This window comes from Lysinibacillus sp. BSL11 (genome assembly GCF_052928325.1).
Map to the genome: position 1 here is coordinate 18,444 of NZ_JAVGCX010000021.1, position 23,055 is coordinate 41,498.

Sequence of the window (23,055 nt, forward strand, 5' to 3'; positions counted from 1 at the left end):
AGGAGGATGGCGCGATGTTGCAGTATATAGGAAAACGACTCTTACAATCCGTTTTAACCCTTTTTATTATCATCACCATTGTCTTTTCATTATTACGGCTAATGCCAGAGGAAGGCTATTTAGGAGCGGCAGCCGATAAAATGTCACCTGCTCAGCAGGAAATTTACTTAACAAATCTAGGCTTGCGAGACCCAATGCTCGTCCAACTGGGGAATTTTTACAAGAATTTAATGCAGGGGGATTTGGGCAAATCAGTGACTTATCGTACCGATGTCCCAGTAGTGACGATTATTGCAGATAAAATCACGTATTCTCTGCTCTTTGGTTTAGGAGCCGTCGCTTTATCACTCCTGATTGGTGTGCCGTTAGGAATAATGATGGCCTATCGTAAGGGACGTTGGTTGGATCGACTTGGGACAGGCTACATCGTATTTGTTGTTGCAGTCCCAGCAGCCGTTTATTACTTAGTTATTCAAATGTATATTACAGAACTCTTTCAATTACCGATGCTGTTTGATGAATACAGGCCGGTTACTTGGATTCTTCCACTAACGTCAATGGCATTGGCTCCAACTGCCTCCTACGCGATGTGGATGCGACGCTATATGGTGGATGAACTGAACAAGGACTATATTAAGCTAGCTAGGGCAAAGGGCGTAAAGGAGCGGACATTGATGTTCAAGCATGTATTACGTAATGCCTTTATTCCCATGGCACAATATTTACCTGCAACGATTCTGTTTACGATAACAGGCTCGATCTATATAGAGTCGTTGTATTCCATTCCGGGGATGGGGGGCTTACTTGTGGATGCTATTCAGCGACAGGATAATACGATTGTGCAAGGCCTAGTGTTAGTGTTCTCTTCCCTGGGTATCATTGGTCTTGTTTTGGGGGATATTGCCATGGCACTTGTCGACCCTCGTATTAAATTAGGCAAGGGAGGGGGTGTGCGTTAATGGGGATGTATACAGATGAAATCAATAATATTTCAAATAAATCGCGTGAAACCTTGTTTGAATTTGCTGAAGTAGATGCAAGGCAGGCGGAGGAAACGGGCTATTCAAATTATTCTTATTGGCGGTCTACATGGCAATCCTTTTTGAAAAATCGACTGGCCGTTTTTTTATTAGTTGGGGTGATCATCATTGTTGGCTTTACGATTCTACAACCCTATTTACCAGCGCAAAAATCACCAACTGAAATTTACTTGGATGAACAAACGGGGATGCAGGCACGTAATATGGTACCTAATGCAGAATTTTGGTTTGGTACGAATTCAATTGGTCAGGATTTATGGTCTCGTATTTGGGCAGGCACACGGACATCCCTCTTTATCGGCTGTGTTGTAGCTTTAGTGGAGGCAGTTGTGGGGATTACAATCGGTACGCTGTGGGGCTTTTCAAGGAAATTAGAAGCGCCTATAACACAGCTTTATAATGTTGTCGATAATATCCCCACGACCATTGTGCTCATTTTAATGTCCTATATCTTACGGCCAAGTATTTCAACAATTATTATTGCTATGTGTATTACGGGGTGGGTGGAAATGGCGAGGTTTATCCGCAATCAAATTGTTATTTTGCGTGACCGCGAATACAATCTAGCCTCAAAGTGCTTAGGCACACCTGATTATCGTATTATCCTAAAAAATCTATTACCTTATTTAATTTCTGTCATTATGCTACGCATGAGCTTAGCGATACCCTTTGCAATTGGGGCCGAAGTCTTTTTAACGTATATCGGCTTAGGGCTTCCGATCAGTGAGCCATCCTTAGGAAATTTAATTAATGAAGGACGTGTCCTTATGATGTCACCAGATCTACGTTATCAGCTTATTTTCCCAAGTATTGTACTAAGCGTTATTACGATCGCATTTTATATTATTGGTAATTCCTTTGCAGATGCAGCAGATCCGAAAAACCATGTATAAGGAGAGGAAGCGAGTGACATTGAAAAAATCACGCATATTAGGCATTCAAAATTTAGTGATTCAGTTTACGCTACGTGGTCGAGTTTTAACAGCGATTCGCGATATTTCACTCGACCTCTACAAGGGAGAAAGTTTAGCCATTGTGGGCGAATCAGGTTCGGGTAAATCCGTGCTGATGAAATCCATTATGGGCTTGCTTGATAAAAATGGTCGCATTAAGCAGGGACAAATTATTTACAATGCACAGGATTTAGGCAAGTTCACAACAGAGCAAGAATGGCTAGGGATTCGTGGCAAGGAAATAGCGATGGTGACACAGGATCCGATGACATCGTTAAACCCGCTCAAAACCATTGGAAAGCAAATTGAAGAATGTGTGGTTATGCATCAGGGCTTAAGAGGCAAGGAAGCCTATGCGGAAACACTAAAGCTGTTAACAGATGTCGGCATTACCGATGTGCAAAAGCGCTATAAGCAATACCCACATGAATTTTCAGGAGGGATGCGCCAACGCATCGTTATTGCGATTGCTATTGCCTGTAAGCCGAATATTTTAATATGTGATGAGCCAACGACAGCTTTGGATGTAACCATTCAGGCACAAATTTTACAGCTCTTAAAAAGTCTTCAGCAAAAATACGACTTAACAATCGTCTATATTACGCATGATTTAGGTGTAGTCGCAAAAGTGGCTGACCGTATTGCCGTAATGTACGCGGGCGATGTCATCGAGGTTGGGGAAACACATGAAATTTTCTTTCATAGCAGGCATCCTTATACGTGGGCGCTGATTTCCTCCTTACCACAGCTTGGCTCAAAGGGAGAACAATTGTATTCCATTAAGGGCACGCCTCCTAATCTATTTCAAGAAATCAAAGGTGATGGTTTTGCGCCACGCAATCCATATGCACTAAAAATTGACTTTATCGAGCGACCTCCTTTTTTTCAGGTCAGTGATACTCATTATGCGCGAACATGGTTGTTAGATCCACTGGCGCCAAAGGTAGAGCCTCCAGCAGCCTTACAAGCATTTTTTGCAGAGGGGAGGCAGTATGCGAATGACTGATAAAGAGGTGCTCGTAGAAGTAAAAAATTTATCTGTTGTTTTTGGCAAAGGAAAAAATAAGTTTACAGCCATTGATGATGTCAGCTTTCAAATTTTTAAAGGCGAAACATTTGGCATTGTAGGTGAATCAGGCTCAGGGAAGACAACGATTGGTCGAGCGATTATGCGCATCAATGAGGTCACAGAGGGACAAATTTTGTACCATGGCAAAAGTATTCAGGGGAAAATACCTAAAGATTGGGATAGAGAAATTACGCAAAAAATCCAAATGATATTCCAGGACCCTATGGCATCTTTAAATGAACGAGCAAAAGTAGATTATATTGTCTCAGAGGGCTTATACCCTTCGAAAAAATATAAAGATGAGGCAGATCGACAACAAAAGGTGCGCGATGCGTTATTGAACGTTGGGCTACTTCCAGAGTTCTCAAGCCGCTTTCCGCATGAGTTTTCAGGAGGTCAACGCCAACGTATTGGTATTGCTCGGGCTTTAGTGATGGAGCCTGAATTTATTATTGCAGATGAGCCAATATCTGCCTTGGACGTGTCCATTCGAGCGCAAGTATTAAATTTATTAGCAAGCCTTCAACAGCAAAATCATTTAACGTTTTTATTTATTGCCCATGATTTATCGATTGTCCGTTTTATTACGGATCGTACGGCGGTCATTTATAAGGGGAAAATTGTGGAGCTAGCGGAAACAGAAAAGCTTTTTGCTCATCCGCTGCATCCTTACACAAGGGCTTTGTTATCAGCAGTACCAGAGCCAAATCCCTATAAGGAGCGGGAGAAAGTTGTAGAAGTGTATGATCCGTCACAGCATCGTTATGATGAGAACCCCCCCTCATTTGTTGAAATAGAGGAAGGTCATTTTATTTTAGCTAATGAAGAGGAACTTGCAGAGTATCGTACTTCACTGAAAAGGGAGGAAAAGATATGATTTGTCCAAAGGCATTGAAAAAGGGTGACACAATTGGTCTTATTAGTGCTTCTGGAGCAACGCCACCTGAAAAGCTGCAACCTGCTATTGCTAGTATCGAAAAGCTAGGGCTCAAAGTAGTCGTTGGGGAGACCTGTCACGCAAGACATGGCTATTTAGCAGGCACAGATGATTTACGGGTAGCAGATGTTCATCGTATGTTTGGTGATCCAATGATTGATGGCATTTTTTGTATACGTGGGGGTTATGGTGCGACGAAAATTCTAGCCCAATTAGACTTTGATTTGATAAGTGCCAATCCAAAAGTATTTGCTGGCTATAGTGATGTGACCGCTCTACATATAGCTTTTAATCAGCTATGTGGCTTTGTAACCTATCATACGCCGATGCCATCCACAGAATTTATTAGACAGGAGATGGATGACTATACTTGGCAGTCGTTCATTCAGCTGATTATGGAGAATGAAAGAAAGGCGTACTACTTAAAAAATCCTTCTCACCAGCCTATGTCCACACTGGTTCCTGGGAGCGCTTCAGGTCAACTCATCGGTGGCAACTTAACATTAGTGACAGCTTCACTAGGCACACCCTATGAAATTGATACACGAGGTAAGATTCTGTTTTTAGAAGATATCGATGAAACGGAGCAACGGGTGGATCGTATGCTGACACAATTAAAACTGGCAGGAAAGCTAGATGATGTGGCAGGCATTTTATTGGGCGCTTGGACAAATTGCGAACCTGAAAATCCCGAGCAGCCAGCACACAGCTTATCATTACAAACTATTTTTCAAGAAATTCTAATGCCTTTAGGGAAGCCTATTATTGCTGATTTGGCATGTGGTCATTGTTTACCAACGATGTCGCTTCCTTTAGGAAGAACCATCAAGATGGATGCGGACAATCAGCGTATCCATGTAGTTGGATAGGTGGTCTATGGAGCAGAGAATTACGACACTTATTCAAGAATCGCCCTACAAGGTACATTTGTTTATTAAAAATTTAACAACGAATCAGTTACTCATTGGTCATCAGCTAGAGGCTTCATTTTCAAGTGCTAGTTTAATCAAAGTGCCGATTCTGTTAGCCTTGCTCTCACATATAGAGAAAAACAAATTATCACTTGATTCTAAGCTTATGATTTCACCAGCTGATTGGGTGGATTTTAGTGTGATTAGTGAACAAAGGCTTACACAAAGCACTTTCTATGATCTGCTAGTGTGGATGATTATTACAAGCGATAATACAGCCACGAACGTCTTAATCAATGTAGTTGGCATGGCATATTTGAATGCCTATTTTCAGCATATCGGTTTACAGGATACATTGCTACAGCGAAAAATGATGGATGTGGATCGGCTAGCAAAGGGCGTAGATAATCGCACATCAGCAAGGGATATGGCGCATCTTTATACACGTATCTATCAGCAAGAGCTTTTATCGCCTCCTTACAATAAGCTAGTCATTGATATTTTAAGCCGTCAGCGTGTACATGACTCCCTAAAGCGTTATCTAATAGATGATGTGAGGCTGGCACATAAAACAGGCGGACTGGATACCATCGATCATGATGTAGGGATATTTTACACGAATGCAGTCGATTATAGTATGGGTGTTTTTATAACAAATGTAACGGACAATGATCAGGCGCGCCAACTCATTGGTCGTCTATCGAAAGTTGTCTATGACCAGCTAGTGAAGCGGAAGGGGGAGAAGGATGAAGGCTATCGTTACAGCCATGATTGCTAGCCTGCATGCCATGCCAGATAAAGCTTCTGAATTAGTCGATGAAGTGCTTTATGGGATGACCGTCGAGATCATCAGGGATGTCAATGACGCATGGGTTTCTATTCGAACGGCCTATCGTTACGAGGGGTATTGTCAGAAGGCAGATTTACTACAAGAGGAGGCTCTTGCGTCTACATGGCAACAAGAGGCACAGTATGTAATCTGTCAAAGCTTTGCAGATGTTTTGCAGCAGCCACGTATTCAAAGTACAAAGCTGCTAACGCTTGTTAGAGGCTCTTCCATTCGTGTCATGTCAGACGATGCAGTACCTGAAGAATGGTCAGCCGTACAGCTAGTGGCAGGGCAAATAGGGTACGTTCGAACAAAATGGCTACAGCCTAAAATAATAGTACAGTCATTATCAGAGAAGCAGTTCCGAGAAAATGTGGTGGACACAGCGCTTAGCTATTTAACGGCTCCTTATCGATGGGGTGGCAAATCGCCAGTAGGTATTGATTGCTCTGGTCTATGTTCGATGGCCTATATGTTAAACGGTGTCTATATTTATCGTGATGCCCGAATAGTAGAGGGCTTCCCTATCGTTAACATAGACCAAGACCAAATGCAGATGGGTGATTTAATCTATTTTCCAGGCCATATTGCTTTATACATGGGCGATGATTTGTATGTCCATTCATCGTTAGGTGGGAATGAAGTAACGATTAATAGTTTAGATGCCAAACATCCCCTCTATCGACAGGATTTAGCCACGACCATACTAGCAGTAGGTACTTTATATAACTCACAGAAGGACTAGTTAAGCTTTTTTAAAGGTCAGTCCCATTTTGAGGATGATAAATGTACTGAGATGGACCAGTACTAACACGATGAACTGCCATAGCCCAATTAAAAATGTACTCATGCATAAATCAAAGACTGCTTCACCTGGAGGCATATCTGGATAGGGCTCTAGTTGCCCGTAATGCCACACAAAATAACAGGCTATAGAAGTGGCTTGTCCGGCATAGATAAAGGTCCAATGGATAGAAGCTGCTACTCTTTGCCAACTACAACATAGTAAGAGGTTCGATAAAATAGTAAGAGTGGGCAAAATAATAAGATAAAAGGAACCCTCTGCTATTTTTGTTACGAAATATAGGTTGTAGCTAAGCTGAATCAATGGCAATAGCACAAGGTTAACGGCGAGAAAACTGAGCAATTGTGTACGCTTCACTGTGTTCCTATCCTTTCCGTATTTTTACACTAAGACGTTTTGACAAACGAATTAGTTTCATGAGAAAAAACGTCCATACTCTTAGATGAGTCATGGACGTTTTGTGTTAATAATGATAAATATTGAGTTGCTGGCCTGCTTCAAGTCGTTCTGTTCGAAGTTGATTCCATTGCTTAAGTGATGTCACTTTCACATTATAGGCTTCGGCAATCTTCATAAGTGAATCGCCATCAGCCACCGTGATGGTTTTCTTATCTTTTACAGGACTATCATATTGTTGAAGGTCATATTTTGCGATCAATGTATTTAATTTTTCATTGTAAGCCGAATCAGTTGCATAGGAGCCTGTTAAAAACTTGGTCGCATCTGTATAGGTAGTTGTGTTGCTTTTGAAAACGCCTGCGTAAAAATCTTTATTCCATGAAACGCCATTACGCATTAATTTTACATAATCCTGCATGGATGCTTCATAGGAAGGGTATTTGCGGAAGTCAGCCATGATGGTAGAAAGGTTGCCTGACCCATCATCCTCTGTGGTTTCGAGTGTGACGGAATTATTTTGGTAGCTACCTTTCATTCCAAAAAGATTATAATTAGGGGCAGAGCCAAGTCCACTTTGCCCATGCTCACTTTCTAGAATCGCCTGGGCTATCATCACGGATGCATATAAGTCATTGTCAGCACCAAGATCTCGTGCGGTCTCTGCAATCTCACCGATAAACTCTTCCACACTTGGACGATCATCAATAACCACAGACTCTTCTCTTTCAGTCGTATTAAATAACTGTGTCACCATATAAAACGAAATACAAATAACGACAACGGCAATCATAAGTCCTTTAAAAAAGTTTAGCACGTATTTCATTGTAGCTGGATGTTGGTCGTGACCACATCTCCCTCCCTTCTATTAAAAGTTTAGCTATCTCTCATTATTACAGAGAGTGAAAGAGATGTATAGTTGAATAGACTTCATCATTCATAGAACGTTTCTTGCCTTAATTAGTTCCTAAATCTATCTTAAAATTCTGAGACATAAATTGTTTGAATCTCTCAAAATATCGCTCGGACGCTTCCCATTGAATCGTGTTTAAATAAGATAGCTCTTGTCGACCAAAAACGTTAGGAGGCTGATAGTGGCGAGCAACATAGGATTGATTTTCGAGCGTATAAAAATAATACGCTTCATCAGGCGTCATAATTTCAATGCGAGCATGTATCCTATCGCCTTCATCATCCAAATAGGTTTGACGGAAGCTATAGCATTTGGAACCATCCCACAATCCATCATGTTCATCGTCTAAATCCAGAATCGCAGGATGCTGAAGAATTTGTTGTACATCTCGCACCTCGATACTGTGCAAGTAAAGTTCTGCTACATTGATGCAGGTTAACAACATCAGCCAGTGCTGTTGTAAATCCACTAAATCCTCCTGGGAAGATGCTGTAATATCCCACCATTCAGCTTCTTCATCTAGTGCTTTTGTCAAGAGAGAGACGGATTGATCCTCATTAAGCCAAATAAAATAATGACACTGCGAGGTCAATATATAAATACTATCATTGCGTACATCTCCATCAGCATTGGTATGTGCGCGTTGGATCATAAAATAAACATCCTGTTCCGTCAAATCGAAAGAAGGTTTGTCAGGTGTCATCAGAATACACGAAGTCAGTTTCAGTATGTTTTCCGCATTGATCGAATGGTGCGTGAAATAAATAGGAGCTGCTATTGTCCTTTGAGGAACGCTTGTAAATTGAGTGAGTGCAGAACGCCCTTGTTTTAGAATTTCCACGAGTGAAGTGAAGGAAAAGCCGATGTCATCCTCATCCTCAGGTAAAAATATCTCGTCTACTAATACATCTTCAATACGGATAGGGAGCTCCTGAAAAACGCCATCTCCGTGCCATATATTTACGATACAAGGAATCGACTTCTGACCCTTTACGTTGATGCGATACTCATCATCCTGAACCAATATTGCTGCCTGAAGATTGCCATTAACGATCGTTTCGCCATGGTTGTAGGAGCCACATAATATATTCTCGACTGTCAGATGCCCGTGCACATAGATTTCCTGACCACCTACAGCTATATTTTTAGCGAGTACATTGCCCATCACTATCAGTCCAATTGCCCCATCTGTCTCTAAATTATAGAGGGTGTCTACGGTTAGATGACCATTGATGAAAATGAGAATGGTCTTGTCCTGTTGTGGGAATGGCATATCCCAGTCCAAATCAAGAGAGGGAAGTGTTAAATCCCCCTCATAGTACGCTACTAGATCATCTTCACTAAAATCCTTGTAAAACTTTGCCCACCAAGAGTCTGCTGGAAACCTTTTTGCTAGTTGTGAAATCGCCAAAAACTGAAAGCCATTATGCATAGGTCACGACCTCTCTACTACAATTTTTATTATTTTCTCACAGCTAGTAATTGGCAGTCAATTTCATAGAATGGTAGAGACAAGAATAATTTCATAGAAAATGGTATTATTAACCTTTAAAACAATAAGTTGAAAGGGCGTTTTGATTGAATACGATTTTTAATGTGACACAAAAACAACTATATGATTTTCTACTGAATGTAGCGACAATAAGACCAGTTTTTATTTGGGGAGCACCTGGCATTGGGAAGTCAGCGATTGTTGAAAACTTTGCTAGTGAATTAGGGCTACATTGTGTATCGTTATTGGGCAGTCAGCTAGCACCTGAGGATATTATTGGTGTTCCGCAGATTAAGGATGGCTACAGTGTTTTTTGTCCACCCAAAATGATTGCACGCGATGAACCTTATTGCCTTTTTTTAGATGAATTAAATGCTTGCTCACAGGAAGTACAAAAAGCGTTTTATAGTCTTATTCATGAACGCAGGATTGGAGAGTTTACATTGCCAGAGGGTACGATTGTTATTGGTGCAGGAAATCGGGCTCAGGATAACGCGATTGTTAAGCCGATGTCCTCCGCATTAATCAATCGGATGGTCCATGTTCAGCTTAGGGCATCGCACAAAGATTGGCTTGAATGGGCCTATACACATGAAATACATCCATATGTGATTGAGTATATTCAAATGCGTCCCGATCATTTATGGAGCGAACCTCCGAAAACAGAAGAACCCTTCTCCACGCCTCGTTCATGGCATATGTTAAGTGATTGTTTGTATGCATATGGCAATAGCTTACAAGAACAAACAATTGATCTATTAGCAAGTAGCTGCCTATCCGCGCATACTGCCAGTCAATTTAAAGCCTTTATCAAGCAAGTGCAGAGTAAATATGATCTTGCTAAAATTATTCATGGAGAATTACGTTGGCCCGATCAACCTGATGAAAGAGATTTGCTTTATTTCATGGCACAATCCTTCCGAGCTCAGTTACTGAAGGAGCTTCCGAACGAGCATACGACATTGAAGGGCAATCAACGGCAATTAGCCTTTCGAGCCAAAGACTTGATCAAGGACCTATCATCCATTAGCTTAGAAATTGCACAGATGGTTGTATCAGAGCAAAAGGGTGAAGCATTACCTGCCTGGTTTATGCTGGAGGTTATCCGAGATTTACCTCGTTTAGTAGCCAAAAAGGAAGGGTAGCTTATGGCCAAAAAGAAGAAAGCATCACAACAGGAGCATAAAAATGAGAAAGCTATCGCACGTGGGCATGACATTGTCTGTACACATCCCCTTTTCGAGGCGTTGTGTCATGCTGTTTACATGCAGTACGAAAGTATGCCTCAAAAGGATTGGGCTTACGTTACAAGCGCAGGTGTTATTTATGTGAATCAGGATAAAAAAGGTCAGCCAAATGAATGGGCATATGTGATAGCGCATTGCTTGTTACACCTTGGCTTACATCATCATCAACCAAAAGAGCAGCAGGAGCTGTGGAATATTGCCTGTGACTGCTATATAACAAAATTTTTAGCAGAGCTAAAATTTGGTCAAGCACCAAAGGAAATGAGTAATCCTCTTTTTGAGGCCATTAGCTCTGAGGAAAAATTATATGAAAGATTATTACGGGAAGGTGTACCAGATGATTTGAAAGGCTATAGTACAATGCCAGGCCAAGTGGACTTTGTGATTTCACAAAATCAAACAGGCTATCTTTATCGAGGGAACAGTGATTTCGCTGCATTATTTGCAGAAGGTTTATCGAAAGCCGTGCAAAGTGCCATTCGAGTAGCGGGTGGGGTAGAAAACACATTGGGAGGCACAACGAGGGTAACACAAGCACAACGCGCAAAGGCTTGGTTTATGAGCTCCTATCCCTTATTTGGTGCTTTGGCAGCAGATTTTACAATAATTGAAGACCCACTTATTTGTACAAGAATGGATATCTCGGTCGCAGCCATTGCAGTGGAAACAAAGGAGATTTATTTGAATACGGCTGTGGGAATGACCGATGAGGAAATGCGATTTCTAATGGCACACGAATTGCTGCATGCGGGTTTAAGCCATGCTACCCGCAGACAAGGGCGTGATCCCTACTTATGGAATGTTGCTTGTGATTATGTTATCAATGGCTGGCTCATCGATATGCAAATCGGCGAGATGCCAGCATTTGGCGGGCTATATGATCCAGCATTAAAAGGATTTTCAGCAGAATCTATTTATAATCGTATTGTTACAGATATTAGGATGTATCGCAAATTAAGAACCTTTCGAGGGCAGGGCATAGGCGATATGATCGAAACGAATCCACCAGATTTTTGGGAAGGCAAGGTAGGGGTGGATTTAGATGCTTTTTATAGAAGGGCATTGAGTCAAGGGTTAAGCTATCATTTGACCCAAGAGAGAGGATATCTGCCACAAGGGCTCATTGAGGAAATTCGTAGCCTAGCACAGCCTCCTATTGCCTGGGATGTGGCATTAGCCAAATGGTTTGATCGGATGTTTCAACCGATAGAGAAAGTTAGAACATATACCCGCCCCAGTAGAAGGCAAGCATCGACACCTGATATAGCTAGACCAAGATGGATTCATCAAAGCGGTGAGGAAGATGGACGAACTTTCGCAGTCCTTATTGATACATCAGGCTCCATGGACCGTCTCTTACTAGGAAAAGCACTCGGCACAATAGCGAGCTATAGCATCGCTAGAGATGTCCCCTTTGTTCGCGTTATATTTTGTGATGCTGTTGCCTATGATGCGGGCTATCTAGCACCTGAAGAACTATTAACGAAAGTGAAAGTAAGAGGTAGAGGAGGCACAGTGTTACAGCCTGGTATACAGCTACTTGAAGCAGCACAGGATTTTCCCAAGGATGGTCCTATTCTGATTATTACAGATGGACAATGTGATCGTTTAGCCATTAAAAGACAGCATGCCTTCGTACTACCACAGGGGGCCAAGCTACCGTTTGTGCCTAAAGGCGAAGTATTTAGAATGAAATAGTTTCATCTATCTACAAATGTTTGAAATAATTTTTGTTGGTGAAATATTAAAAGTGAACGCATTTCATGAGCACATTTTAAAGGAGATGACAGATGATTACATTTGACAATGTCTCAAAACAATATGATAACAACCAAATAGCTGTCAAAGCGCTAAATGTAGAAATTAAAAAGGGTGAATTCTTTGTTATTATTGGCCCTAGTGGATGTGGCAAAACTACTTTGTTGAAGATGATTAATCGATTAATCCCCCTAACAGCAGGCACCATCTGGATCAATGATAAAAGGATTAGCGATTATAATATCCATGAGCTACGTTGGAGTATTGGCTATGTACTACAGCAAATCGCCCTATTTCCGCATATGACAATAGAGGAAAATATTGCGGTTGTACCAGAACTGAAGAAATGGAGTAAAACGAAAATCCATCAACGTGTAGACGAACTATTAGCGTTGGTGGGGCTGGAGCCAGCGAAATATCGTCAGCGGAAGCCAAAGGAGCTGTCAGGAGGCGAACAGCAAAGGGTTGGCGTTGTTCGTGCCTTGGCAGCTGACCCAGAAATTATTTTAATGGATGAGCCATTTAGTGCGCTAGACCCTATTAGTCGCTCCAAACTACAGGATGATCTACTAGAGATGCAGCGTACCATCCAGAAAACCATTGTATTTGTATCACATGATATGCAGGAAGCACTGAAATTAGGAGATCGTCTCTGTATTATGAAAGATGGTGAAATTGTTCAGATAGGCACTCCACAACAATTGCTACAAAATCCGGTAAATGATTTTGTCCAACAGTTTATTGGAGGTAAGCAGACGGATCAATTGTTTACGATCCATGATGTGATACAGCCAATCACAGTGACAAACGACTTTGGGCATGCTATTCCTGTTGATGCCCCATTTCCGATGATTCTTGAAAAATTAGCCGAGCATGACTTGTTAGGTGTCGAAGAGAATGGCAAACTCATAGGTATGGTGACAAGAGCTTCCACGCTTCGTTATTTAGCAGCGGATTCTAAGAAAAGAGGGCATGGGCATGGTGGCTAATGTGATAGATGTATTTCAGGAACGGAAGGCACAGCTGCTGGCTGCATTACTAGAGCATATCCAAATCTCTTTTATTGCGCTATTTTTTGCTGTCCTCATCGCTATTCCCCTAGGTATCTATTTAACCAATAAAAAGAAAATAGCCGAGAGTATTATTGGAATTAGTGCTGTGCTGCAAACGATTCCTTCCTTAGCGTTGCTCGGCTTATTAATTCCTTTATTCGGTATTGGGAAAGTTCCCGCAATTATTGCGTTAGTTGTCTATGCGCTGTTGCCTATTCTACGAAACACCTATACGGGCATCAATGAGGTTGACCCATCACTGAAAGAAGCGGCATTAGCTATGGGAATGAATCGATCAAAGCGTTTAGTAAAGGTAGAGCTACCACTTGCTATGCCTGTTATGATGGCTGGTATTCGCACAGCAATGGTGCTGATTGTGGGGACAGCAACATTAGCCGCTTTAATTGGTGCAGGAGGCTTAGGAGATATTATATTACTTGGGATTGACCGAAATAATACGGCACTCATTCTTATAGGAGCCATTCCCGCCGCTATTTTAGCCCTGATTTTTGATGTGGCGCTTAAAAAATTAGAATCTCTGTCCTTTAAAAAAACCATAACGACATTAAGTCTCATTAGTTTAGTGGCACTGGTAATGATTTTTTTCCCGCTTCTAAGCAGTAAACAGCAAGATGAAATTGTCATTGCAGGAAAGCTTGGTGCGGAGCCTGAGATTCTCATTAATATGTATAAATTATTAATTGAGCAGGAGACCGATTTAACGGTGACATTAAAGCCAGGGCTTGGTAAAACTTCATTTGTATTCAATGCATTGAAATCGGGCAGCATTGATATTTATCCTGAATTTACAGGCACCGCCATTTCGGAGTTTTTAAAGGAAGAAGCCATTAATAATAACCAAGAGGATGTCTATCTTCAGGCAAAAGAGGGGATGCAGAAGCAATTCGATATGGTCATGCTGAGTCCTATGAGCTATAACAATACGTATGCACTCGCTGTATCAGAGGAGCTGGCTGAGAGCTATCAACTGCAAAAAATCTCTGACCTCAAACCAATAGAGCAGAAGGTGAAAGCAGGCTTTACATTAGAATTTAATGACCGTGAGGATGGCTATGTGGGCATACAAAAACGCTATGGGATAGCCTTTACGACACTTGCAACGATGGAGCCCAAGCTTCGCTATCAGGCAATACAATCAGGTGATATTAATTTGCTTGATGCTTATTCAACGGATAGTGAAATTCGTCAATACAAGCTACGTGTATTGGAGGATGATCAAGCATTATTCCCACCATACCAGGGAGCGCCTTTACTAAGGAAAGAAACGCTGACTGACTATCCAGAGATTGGAGAAGCGTTAAATCAACTAGCTGATCACATTACAGATGATGAAATGCGAGAAATGAATTATCAGGTGAATGTAGAAGGAAAGCTTGCAGCAGAAGTAGCAAAAGAATATTTAGTAAAAATAGGATTACTAAAATAAACCCTCTAAACTTTAGAGGGTTTATTTTTATCAATAATTTATTAATGATAAACATTAAGAAATTATTGATAGAGATAAAAGGGGATGTATAATAGAGAGAAGGGAGGGAGAGGTTGATAATGGGGCAAACAATTCAAAGTAAAGAATTTCGATGGATGACAAAGGGGCTTCGTACCGCTTTTACCATCATCATGGTGATGATGATTTTTGCCTTGACGATGCTCGCGATTTTTATGGTGGGAGCAATGGTGGTATCAGAGCAACAAGTGAATCATTTATTAACAAAGGGCAGTGTGACCGCTGCCGTTCAGTTAGAGGGATTGGAAATGAAGCTGGCAGACCATGTGACAAGGGACATTCACTATTCAAAAAAAGATGTCATGACCTTTCTATTTATTGCTACAATATACATAGCTATTTTATTAATGATTATTGTACAAGTAAGGAATATTTTAAGTAATTTATCAAAAGGTATTGTATTTTCACTCGCTAATAGTAAAAAAATGGAGAGAATTGCCTACTGTGTGATTGTATTGAGCTTGACAGTGAATGCATTTCGTACATATACCGTCTATCTGATTATGCAACAATTTCAATTGGAGTCCCGATTTGTAGAGACGGGTTTGATCAAGGGGATTAGCTATCATTTTACAGGCATTCACTGGACTCTTTTACTATGTGGTGTGGTGATTTGGATCTTTGCACGTATTTTCCGATACGGTGCATTCCTTCAGGATGAATATGATGCAACAGCTTAGGAAGTGAAAACATGACCATAATTATTCGATTAGATCGTATGCTAGCGGATCGTAAAATGCAGCTGAGTGAACTTGCAGAGAGGGTGGATGTATCGATTGTCAATCTCTCTAATTTAAAAACAGGCAAGGTAAGAGCCGTACGTTTTTCTACATTAAATGCCATTTGTAAAGCTTTGGGCTGCCAGCCAGGAGACATATTGGAATATGTAGAGGAAGAAGATGACATCTAGAAGCAAAGCAGAAAGGATTTTTTGAATGACGGCTTTTAGTTTTTTAATTCTCGCTATCATAGCAGAGGTTTTTGCCAGTTCCATGCTCAAACGTACTGAGGGCTTCACACGAATAGGACCATCAATCGGCGTAGTAGTAGGCTATGGAGCGGCGTTTTATTGTTTAGCCTTAACATTAAAAGTGATTCCTATTGGCACAGCCTATGCAATTTGGGCAGGTTTAGGGACAGCGTTAACTGCTATTGTGGGGGTTGTCCTTTATAAGGAACGATTTAATCGCAAGAAGATATTAGGGATTCTATGCATTATCTTGGGTGTCGTGGTACTCAATCTTGCTGGTGGTCATTAGGAGGCTGAACAAGATGAAAGGCTATTTATTTTTAACACTATCGATTATAAGCGAGGTCTTTGCAACAACCATGTTGAAGTTCTCAGACGGCTTTACTGTCCTCGTTCCATCCTTGGCGGTAGCAATTGGCTATGGTATGTCGTTTTATAGCCTATCCCTCTGCTTAAAAACCATGCCATTAAGCTTGGCCTACGCTATCTGGTCAGGTGTCGGCACAGCCTTAACCGTTCTGGTAGGCATTGTCATTTGGCACGATATTTTTACTGTTTATTCTGCGATCGGTATTGCCCTCATTATTGGAGGCGTTATATTGTTGAATCAGGGGAATAAAGGTGAAGAAGTGGTGGATAGGATAGGCGGATAGAAATGCGAAAGTAGCGGATAGCGGGTCTAAATTGATGCATAGGATTAGGAAATCGACGGATAGCAGGCCAAAACCTGGGCTTGGTTCAGCGCAAAACAATAGAATGGAGAGAATTTGATGATAAAAGCTCTAATTTTTGATTTTGACGGTACTATCATTGATACGGAAACAGCATGGTATAACGTTTTTAAGGATGCCTATGCACAATATGGTATTGAATTATCGTTAGCAACCTATGCTAAGTGCCTTGGGACCAATCTTCTAACTTTTAATCCCTATACATATCTTGTTACACATCATCACATACAACTGGATGTGGAGGCTTTTCAAACATCTATTCAGCACCGCCATGCACAATGGATGGAAACGGAAACGCTAAGACCTGGTATTTTAACATTGCTACAGCAGGCAAAGGAAGCGGGTTTGAAGATTGGACTTGCTAGTAGCTCCAGTCGTCAGTGGATTGATTTGTATGTGGATCGGCTGGGTATCCGACAATACTTTGATTGCTTCTGTAGTGCTGACACGGTGACAAATGTTAAGCCTGATCCAGAGCTTTACTTGCAGGCGCTTGAACAATTAGGAGTAGAGGCTGATGAGGCCGTGGCAATTGAGGATTCACCGAATGGCGCACAAGCCGCTGTAGCAGCGGGGCTTTATACAGTGGTCATTCCGAACGAGATTACCAAGCAATTACCATTCAATACAAAACACCATACCGTAACTGCATTAGAACAATATACAATACATGATCTCCTCGCATGTTTTGCAACGTAAACTTTTGCAAAAACCTCCCCCTCATTGGTGGAGGTTTTTTTAGTTTCTTTAGGAAGAAGTCGCCATATTTTTTGTCGCAACATATGATAACGAGAGGGCAACTTACACGGATCAAATCGCATAGTCAAACTAAGAGAGGGGGCTACGAATTGAATAGTGATAAGAAAAGAAATCACTTTTTATGTGAAGCTTTAAGTGATTTAAAGGATCTTCAGGATATTATGATGAATTTTCATTCTAAATATTTTGGTCAGCTACTTATTAAAATTGTCGGGAGTGATACGATTCCATTTTTTTTAATTACACATAGTGGTGCTCATTTAAGCTTATTGGATACAGTGAAACAATTTGAGACAGAGTTTTTCCGTATTGAGGCTGTTGATAGAGAGCGTTGCCGTGGCACAGTATCATTGTTGCGTGCTTTTGATTATGAAGGAAACGATACAAATTCGATTGCAGATGTGGTGAGGTTAGAAAAAACAAGTACAAAGAAATCTATTGAACTCAGTGGTATATCGGCCATTCAGCTCTTAAAGCCAGATATGTTGAAGGGGAAATTTATCATAGAGCCGAAATGGTAGTGCCATATTAAACTACTAAAGCTAGAGCATCTGTCTATATGCAAGGGATACAAAGTGAATGTAATAGAGAGAGAATCTAATGAAAGGAAGTTTAGCTATGACGATTATTGGTATGCTGCATCATCGACTTGATCCAACAACAGTGCTCAAGTCCTATGCCTTTGCAGCAGTTGCGAAAGCTGAAGGCGCAACATTTTTCTATTTCACACCTAAAAGTGTGGATTTTGCCAAACGTTCTATTCGAGCAAAGGTCTATGAGAATGGACAATGGCAAGAAAAAACAATGCCCTTTCCTGATGTTATCTATAATGCAGGAAGCCCTGAGAAATTATCTGTCTCCAAGGAGATTATTGACCGTTTAAAAGAGGAGATTCCATTTACAACCCATTCAATCGGGAACAAATGGAATGTGATGAAACGATTAAAGGAAGCGAAGGAATTTGAACAGTATTTGATTCCCTCTGAAATTGTAAAGGATGCCGATTTATTTCATAAGTTCGTTAATTATTATAAACGAGTTGTGTTTAAGCCAATTGATGGACGAAAAGGAAAGGGTATTTATTTTATAACGAAGGCTGGAGCCAAATATTTTGAGGTGCGAAAGGATAGCACCACGACAACCTATACAAAGCCACAATTGGATTCATTGATAAAGGAGCAACTTGCGTCTGGCACCTTTATTATGCAGCCGTATATTCAATCTGTTACAAAATCTGGTCAGGTCTATGATTTCCGCCTGCATGTTCAAAAAAATGGAGAAGGTAAATGGGTAGTGACAACGGTGTACCCACGCATTGCACCGAATGGCTCCATCATACCGAATATTAATAATGGTGGTTATACCAATTATTTAGATCCTTTTTTGGAGCAGGAGTTTAAGGATGAGGCCTATAATATTCGGCGAATGCTTGAGCATTTTTCACTAGCGCTGGCCCATCATCTGGATGAAATTCAAATGGCGAAATTTGGGGAGGTTATTGATGAAATTGGCATTGATGTGGGCTTAGATCAACATCAAAAAATTTGGATGTATGAGGTCAATTGGCGCCCAGGCTGTCCCCCTGCCTTTTACTTGGAATTAGATGTGGTCATCCATTCCATCCGTTATGCGATGTATCTTGCCAAAAATCAAAAACCGCTGAAAAAGAAAATTGTCCAACAAAAAAGTAAGCAGGTGGAGGCAAAGAAAACCCTGCCTATTATTGCGATTACAGGAAGTGCAGGGAAAACCACAACAAAGGCATTTGTTGGTTCCATCTTATCGAAAAAATGGAATGTATTTGAATCAAAGGATTATTGGAATACGACAGAGCATACGAAAAAGCATAAGGAAGAAATCAATGATTCACATCAGGCCGTTGTATTAGAGTATGGTATGGCTTACCCGGGCATTATTACCAATCACTGTAGCATCATCCAGCCGAATATTAGTATTGTAACGAATATAGGCTTAGCCCATGTTGGGAACTTTGATGGAGATGTAAGGGGTGTTGCCAAGGCAAAATCGGAATTGATTCATGGCATGGACCAACAGGGCTTACTCATTGTCAATCAGGATGATGACAATTCAAGATACTTAGAGACACAACAATTTAAAGGAAAAATCATCACGGTGGGCATTAAAAAAGAAGCGGATTACCGTGCATATGATTTGCAATATAAAGATGTCGGCATGTCCTTTAAAATGAAGCTGCATGGGCAAGAAATAGAATTATATATTCCTATTTTAGGAGAACATCATGTATACAATGCATTGAATGCAGTGGCAGTGGCTGATCTTTTAGGATTTAGTCCACTTGATATTCAGGCCGGACTCAACTTCAAAAAACCACCAAGACGCTTAACGATTTATAATTGCCGTGATGATATAACGGTTATTGATGATACGGTACACTCTCATCCGCAGGGGGTTCGTGCTGCGCTCGATGTACTGACGAATATCGCGACAAATCGAAAAGTAGCCATTATTGGGCAAATGCGAGAACTTGGTGTCTTGAGGGAAGAGGAGTATCGTAAGGTTGGGGAATACGTATATGACATAGGCATCGATGAATTTATTACCTATGGCTTTAGGACAGATGAAATGAGTAATGCTGCCATCGCGAAGGGTATGGACCCATCCAGAGTACATCATTTTATTAATAAAGATCAATTGCATGTCCTCCTTGAAAAGCTCGTTAAGCCTCATGATACCATTCTTGTAAAGGGTGCAAGTAAAACCAATATGTTCGAAACCGTGAAATTTTTAGATCAAACGTTTAAAGAAGAATAATGGATTACGACTTATGAAATTAAAAAAGCCCGAGTAACTGTCCACTGGCAAGCGGCAATTATTCGGGATATTTTTTTCAAACTCTCAAAATGAATTTTATTTCCTTCGCTGCATTGATTGCGTGATTTCTTGCTTCCTTCAAGGTTGCTCCCTCTGCAATGACATAGGCATAACGGTGACCCATTGATAAAGGTGGGGTGAGGAGAGTGCCTCTTCTCGGTTTGACATATACTTCAACGACGCCAGTTGATCTTGTCGCTCTTGCCTTGCCAATAACCTTTTCTAATATTCCTCTACTTTCCACAATGACATATTTTGTATAAACAAATTTTTTGTGTCTTGGTTGCAGATTAGGCTGTTCTCCTAGCAATATCTTCAATGTTTCTTCTACTAAACTAAAACCTAGAGCTGCTTGTAGCATATTATTCATAGCGCCACCTGAAATTCGAGGATTGATCTCGATAAGCTTCCAACCATTTTGGGTTAATCGAAGTTCTAAATGAAGCGCTCCATTCTCAATATCAAAGGCTTTCACGATGGAATGGAGTACCTCCTCGATGCCTGATTGGATGTCTTTAGGGGCTTTCACTAGAACACCATAACCCGTAATAATAAATCGTTTTCCTTGCGTAATTTCTTGCTCAATTATACCAATGACATGTGGTTGACGTTGATAAACAACCGCCTCTACTAAATATTGAGGGCCATCTAGATATTCTTCAATCATGATGGTTTCATAGGGATTTTTACTGCGTAGTGCTTTGAGGTGGTTATTGAGTTGATCGGCATCCGTTGCTAGTAAGACATCTTTTGAGCCTGTTGATTTAGGAGATTTTACGATTAATGGAAAGGTCAAATTTTTAGCTATGGGTTCGTTCGGTTTCATGAGCAAAAATTTTGGCGAGTATGGTTGATCTTGTAAAAACTTTCTTGTTTTTTCTTTATCCTCCATAGTTTCAATTGCACTGGAGGATGTATAGTTCTGACAAAATTCATCACACAGTGTTGAAGCAATATGGACAAATGGATCAACAAAACTAACGATACTTTTAATATTTAATCCAGTTTTTCCTAGTTTCTCAATTTCATCTTTCATGCTCTCGATATCAAAAGTATCAATGAGTATCATTTTATGGATGTCGGGGTAGGCTCTGCGCTGTTCAAGTTGTTTTTCATTATTTGTGAAAAGTACTGTGAAGTAGCCTAATTTTTCTGCTGCCCTTGTTGCTTCACGACTAGACCCAGATTTGTTTGTACCGATAAATACAATGGCTTTCAGGTATATCACTCCTTCTATTGGTACTTAGATACTTAATCACCTTTATATATATGCAATGAAATAGATTTCCTCTAGTTATGTATCTTGTCTACATCCAAGCAACTTTTAAAAGGTTACATATACTAGAAAAGAAAGGAGGGAGAAAAGATATGAAGCCTCTTTCGGTGAAAAATTTAGCAATGATTACGGCAGGCTATCTAGTGCACGGGTCAGAGGATACACTGATTCAGCATGGGGCTTATCGATTAAAGCAAGTGAAAAAATCCAATACGGCCCTTTTTACAAGTAAACGTATTGTTAATTGGAAAAGTCTTGAGCCACTTTCTCCTCTAGTGCTAGTGACCGATAGAGTTTATCGGCCTTCTGACATTCCCGATCATGTCATGCTGATACAGGTAGTGAATGCAGAAGAGGCCTATTGGAAATTTGTTCATTTTTATCGTAGCCAGTTTCATATTCCGATTGTCGCGATTACAGGTACATCAGGCAAAACAACGACAAAAGAGATGATTAAACATATTCTTTCGGCTGATCGGAAAGTGACTGCGACGACATTGAGCAGCAATTCTAGAACGGCTTCTTTGCAATATTTACTGGGCATTGAGGATGATACCGAGGCTGCCGTTTTTGAAACAGCAGTAGGCTCACCTGGAGACGTTACGAATGCAGGGAGATATTTCAAACCGACAATCGGTATTATTACGAATATCGGAGCCCATCATTTAAATTATTGCAAAACATTAGAAGGCTATATTCAAGCAAAGGGAGAAATGGTAGATATCATTCATCCAAAAGGTACATTAATTATCAATGCTGAAGATATGAATACGAAAAAAATAGATGTTTCGAGATTTCGTGGGCGTTTGATTAAGGTAGGAAAGCATGACTCCTGTGATTTTCGAGCAAGCCATATCCACTACTATCAAAAAGGGATGAAATTTATCCTGCATCATGATAGAAAAAGCTATGACATTCTTGTACCAGGGTTTGGCGAGCATCAGGTTTATAATGCTCTTGCTGCTATTGCCGCGGTCCATGATATGGGGATGCCTATTCCAGTCGCAGCAAAACAGCTTCAATCATTCCGTCAATTGAAAAAACAGCTGCAACTCTTTGAGGGCATTAATCATTCCATGTTATTGGATGATACATGGAGTATTACAACCACTTCCTTAGAGGCTGCCTTAAAGGTGTTGAATGAGTTAGGTGACGGCAAGAAAAAGATTGCGGTTATTGGTACGATTACCGATTTAGGTTCGTGGGGCTACATTATTCACGAACAAGCGGGTGAATTAATTCAACGTATTGGCGTGGATGTCCTGATTACCATTGGAGAACACGCAAGGATTATGGCTGATCACGCAGTAAAGCTAGGATTTAGCGCGCCTGTTTACACATTTAAAAATAGTACGCTAGTCTATCCGTTATTGCAGAAGATTGTGGATGAAAATACCATCATTCTCATAAAGGGAGATATGTATAGCAAACAGGTCTCTAAACTAGCAACGGAGCTAAAGCTAAAGCCTCCACCACCTGCTGATTAGCTTCTTTCAATATAGGATATTGACTGTGCCACATAGAGGAGCTTTCTAATAA

The 23,055-nt window shown here is 40.7% G+C and carries 23 protein-coding genes; 19 read left to right on the plus strand and 4 right to left on the minus strand.

Going from position 1 to position 23,055, the window contains the following annotated elements:
- Nucleotides 1-14: 14 nt before the first annotated feature.
- From RCJ95_RS20810 to RCJ95_RS20840, 7 genes are read left to right on the plus strand one after another with little or no spacing between them, the layout of a single operon-like run.
- Nucleotides 15-959, plus strand: a complete 945-nt coding sequence (locus tag RCJ95_RS20810) for an ABC transporter permease (protein WP_221680810.1) — start codon at nucleotides 15-17, stop codon at nucleotides 957-959.
- Nucleotides 959-1,933: an ABC transporter permease gene (locus tag RCJ95_RS20815; protein WP_257521844.1), complete on the plus strand. Its 975-nt coding sequence runs from the start codon at nucleotides 959-961 to the stop codon at nucleotides 1,931-1,933. The genes RCJ95_RS20810 and RCJ95_RS20815 overlap by 1 nt, the downstream gene beginning before the upstream one ends.
- Nucleotides 1,926-2,999 (plus strand): ABC transporter ATP-binding protein, encoded by a 1,074-nt coding sequence (locus RCJ95_RS20820; RefSeq protein ID WP_221680812.1) that lies wholly within the window; start codon nucleotides 1,926-1,928, stop codon nucleotides 2,997-2,999. The genes RCJ95_RS20815 and RCJ95_RS20820 overlap by 8 nt, the downstream gene beginning before the upstream one ends.
- Nucleotides 2,992-3,939 (plus strand): ATP-binding cassette domain-containing protein, encoded by a 948-nt coding sequence (locus tag RCJ95_RS20825; RefSeq protein ID WP_221680813.1) that lies wholly within the window; start codon nucleotides 2,992-2,994, stop codon nucleotides 3,937-3,939. Before RCJ95_RS20820 ends, RCJ95_RS20825 begins: the two co-directional genes overlap by 8 nt.
- Nucleotides 3,936-4,868, plus strand: a complete 933-nt coding sequence (locus RCJ95_RS20830; protein WP_337976010.1) for a S66 peptidase family protein — start codon at nucleotides 3,936-3,938, stop codon at nucleotides 4,866-4,868. The genes RCJ95_RS20825 and RCJ95_RS20830 overlap by 4 nt, the downstream gene beginning before the upstream one ends.
- 7 nt (nucleotides 4,869-4,875) lie before the next feature.
- Nucleotides 4,876-5,688, plus strand: coding sequence for a serine hydrolase (locus RCJ95_RS20835; protein WP_446722730.1), 813 nt, complete (start codon nucleotides 4,876-4,878; stop codon nucleotides 5,686-5,688).
- The gene (locus RCJ95_RS20840; protein ID WP_446722731.1) at nucleotides 5,657-6,484 is read left to right on the plus strand and encodes a C40 family peptidase; all 828 of its coding nucleotides are present in this window, start codon (nucleotides 5,657-5,659) and stop codon (nucleotides 6,482-6,484) included. The genes RCJ95_RS20835 and RCJ95_RS20840 overlap by 32 nt, the downstream gene beginning before the upstream one ends.
- On the opposite strand, the gene RCJ95_RS20845 is transcribed toward RCJ95_RS20840, so the two are convergent.
- The 3 genes from RCJ95_RS20845 to RCJ95_RS20855 all read right to left on the minus strand — a co-directional run bounded on the left by RCJ95_RS20845 (nucleotide 6,485) and on the right by RCJ95_RS20855 (nucleotide 9,285).
- Nucleotides 6,485-6,901: a hypothetical protein gene (locus tag RCJ95_RS20845; protein ID WP_446722732.1), complete on the minus strand. Its 417-nt coding sequence runs from the start codon at nucleotides 6,899-6,901 to the stop codon at nucleotides 6,485-6,487.
- A gap of 106 nt (nucleotides 6,902-7,007) precedes the next feature.
- Nucleotides 7,008-7,766: a glucosaminidase domain-containing protein gene (locus tag RCJ95_RS20850; protein WP_048390248.1), complete on the minus strand. Its 759-nt coding sequence runs from the start codon at nucleotides 7,764-7,766 to the stop codon at nucleotides 7,008-7,010.
- A gap of 130 nt (nucleotides 7,767-7,896) precedes the next feature.
- Nucleotides 7,897-9,285 carry a hypothetical protein gene (locus RCJ95_RS20855; protein ID WP_313150045.1) on the minus strand — a complete coding sequence of 463 codons (1,389 nt, stop codon included), beginning with the start codon at nucleotides 9,283-9,285 and terminating at the stop codon, nucleotides 7,897-7,899.
- 146 nt (nucleotides 9,286-9,431) lie between these two features.
- Between RCJ95_RS20855 and RCJ95_RS20860 the strand changes: the two genes are divergently transcribed.
- The 11 genes from RCJ95_RS20860 to RCJ95_RS20910 all read left to right on the plus strand — a co-directional run bounded on the left by RCJ95_RS20860 (nucleotide 9,432) and on the right by RCJ95_RS20910 (nucleotide 20,180).
- Nucleotides 9,432-10,490, plus strand: a complete 1,059-nt coding sequence (locus tag RCJ95_RS20860; RefSeq protein ID WP_221680819.1) for an AAA family ATPase — start codon at nucleotides 9,432-9,434, stop codon at nucleotides 10,488-10,490.
- Between the two features lie 3 nt (nucleotides 10,491-10,493).
- Complete coding sequence (locus tag RCJ95_RS20865; protein ID WP_446722733.1) at nucleotides 10,494-12,290, plus strand: vWA domain-containing protein; 1,797 nt, start codon at nucleotides 10,494-10,496, stop codon at nucleotides 12,288-12,290.
- A gap of 92 nt (nucleotides 12,291-12,382) precedes the next feature.
- Nucleotides 12,383-13,339 (plus strand): ABC transporter ATP-binding protein, encoded by a 957-nt coding sequence (locus RCJ95_RS20870; protein WP_221680821.1) that lies wholly within the window; start codon nucleotides 12,383-12,385, stop codon nucleotides 13,337-13,339.
- Nucleotides 13,329-14,849, plus strand: coding sequence for an osmoprotectant update ABC transporter permease/substrate-binding subunit OpuFB (opuFB, locus tag RCJ95_RS20875; RefSeq protein WP_255601022.1), 1,521 nt, complete (start codon nucleotides 13,329-13,331; stop codon nucleotides 14,847-14,849). Before RCJ95_RS20870 ends, opuFB begins: the two co-directional genes overlap by 11 nt.
- 119 nt (nucleotides 14,850-14,968) lie before the next feature.
- Complete coding sequence (locus tag RCJ95_RS20880; protein WP_257521850.1) at nucleotides 14,969-15,607, plus strand: DUF2975 domain-containing protein; 639 nt, start codon at nucleotides 14,969-14,971, stop codon at nucleotides 15,605-15,607.
- A gap of 11 nt (nucleotides 15,608-15,618) precedes the next feature.
- The gene (locus RCJ95_RS20885) at nucleotides 15,619-15,837 is read left to right on the plus strand and encodes a helix-turn-helix domain-containing protein (protein WP_004229412.1); all 219 of its coding nucleotides are present in this window, start codon (nucleotides 15,619-15,621) and stop codon (nucleotides 15,835-15,837) included.
- A 25-nt stretch (nucleotides 15,838-15,862) separates the two neighbouring features.
- Nucleotides 15,863-16,186 carry a DMT family transporter gene (locus RCJ95_RS20890; protein WP_221680823.1) on the plus strand — a complete coding sequence of 108 codons (324 nt, stop codon included), beginning with the start codon at nucleotides 15,863-15,865 and terminating at the stop codon, nucleotides 16,184-16,186.
- A gap of 13 nt (nucleotides 16,187-16,199) precedes the next feature.
- Nucleotides 16,200-16,550: a DMT family transporter gene (locus tag RCJ95_RS20895; protein ID WP_446722734.1), complete on the plus strand. Its 351-nt coding sequence runs from the start codon at nucleotides 16,200-16,202 to the stop codon at nucleotides 16,548-16,550.
- A gap of 117 nt (nucleotides 16,551-16,667) precedes the next feature.
- Complete coding sequence (locus RCJ95_RS20900; RefSeq protein WP_221680825.1) at nucleotides 16,668-17,327, plus strand: HAD family hydrolase; 660 nt, start codon at nucleotides 16,668-16,670, stop codon at nucleotides 17,325-17,327.
- Nucleotides 17,328-17,476: 149 nt separating this feature from the next.
- The gene (locus tag RCJ95_RS20905) at nucleotides 17,477-17,908 is read left to right on the plus strand and encodes a hypothetical protein (RefSeq protein WP_036081468.1); all 432 of its coding nucleotides are present in this window, start codon (nucleotides 17,477-17,479) and stop codon (nucleotides 17,906-17,908) included.
- A gap of 79 nt (nucleotides 17,909-17,987) precedes the next feature.
- Nucleotides 17,988-20,180 (plus strand): YheC/YheD family protein, encoded by a 2,193-nt coding sequence (locus RCJ95_RS20910; protein ID WP_255601023.1) that lies wholly within the window; start codon nucleotides 17,988-17,990, stop codon nucleotides 20,178-20,180.
- A 76-nt stretch (nucleotides 20,181-20,256) separates the two neighbouring features.
- On the opposite strand, the gene RCJ95_RS20915 is transcribed toward RCJ95_RS20910, so the two are convergent.
- On the minus strand, nucleotides 20,257-21,468 hold the full coding sequence (locus RCJ95_RS20915; protein WP_004229393.1) for an ATP-grasp domain-containing protein: 1,212 nt from the start codon (nucleotides 21,466-21,468) through the stop codon (nucleotides 20,257-20,259).
- A gap of 140 nt (nucleotides 21,469-21,608) precedes the next feature.
- Between RCJ95_RS20915 and RCJ95_RS20920 the strand changes: the two genes are divergently transcribed.
- Nucleotides 21,609-23,003, plus strand: a complete 1,395-nt coding sequence (locus tag RCJ95_RS20920) for a Mur ligase family protein (RefSeq protein ID WP_221680826.1) — start codon at nucleotides 21,609-21,611, stop codon at nucleotides 23,001-23,003.
- Nucleotides 23,004-23,055: the final 52 nt, after the last annotated feature.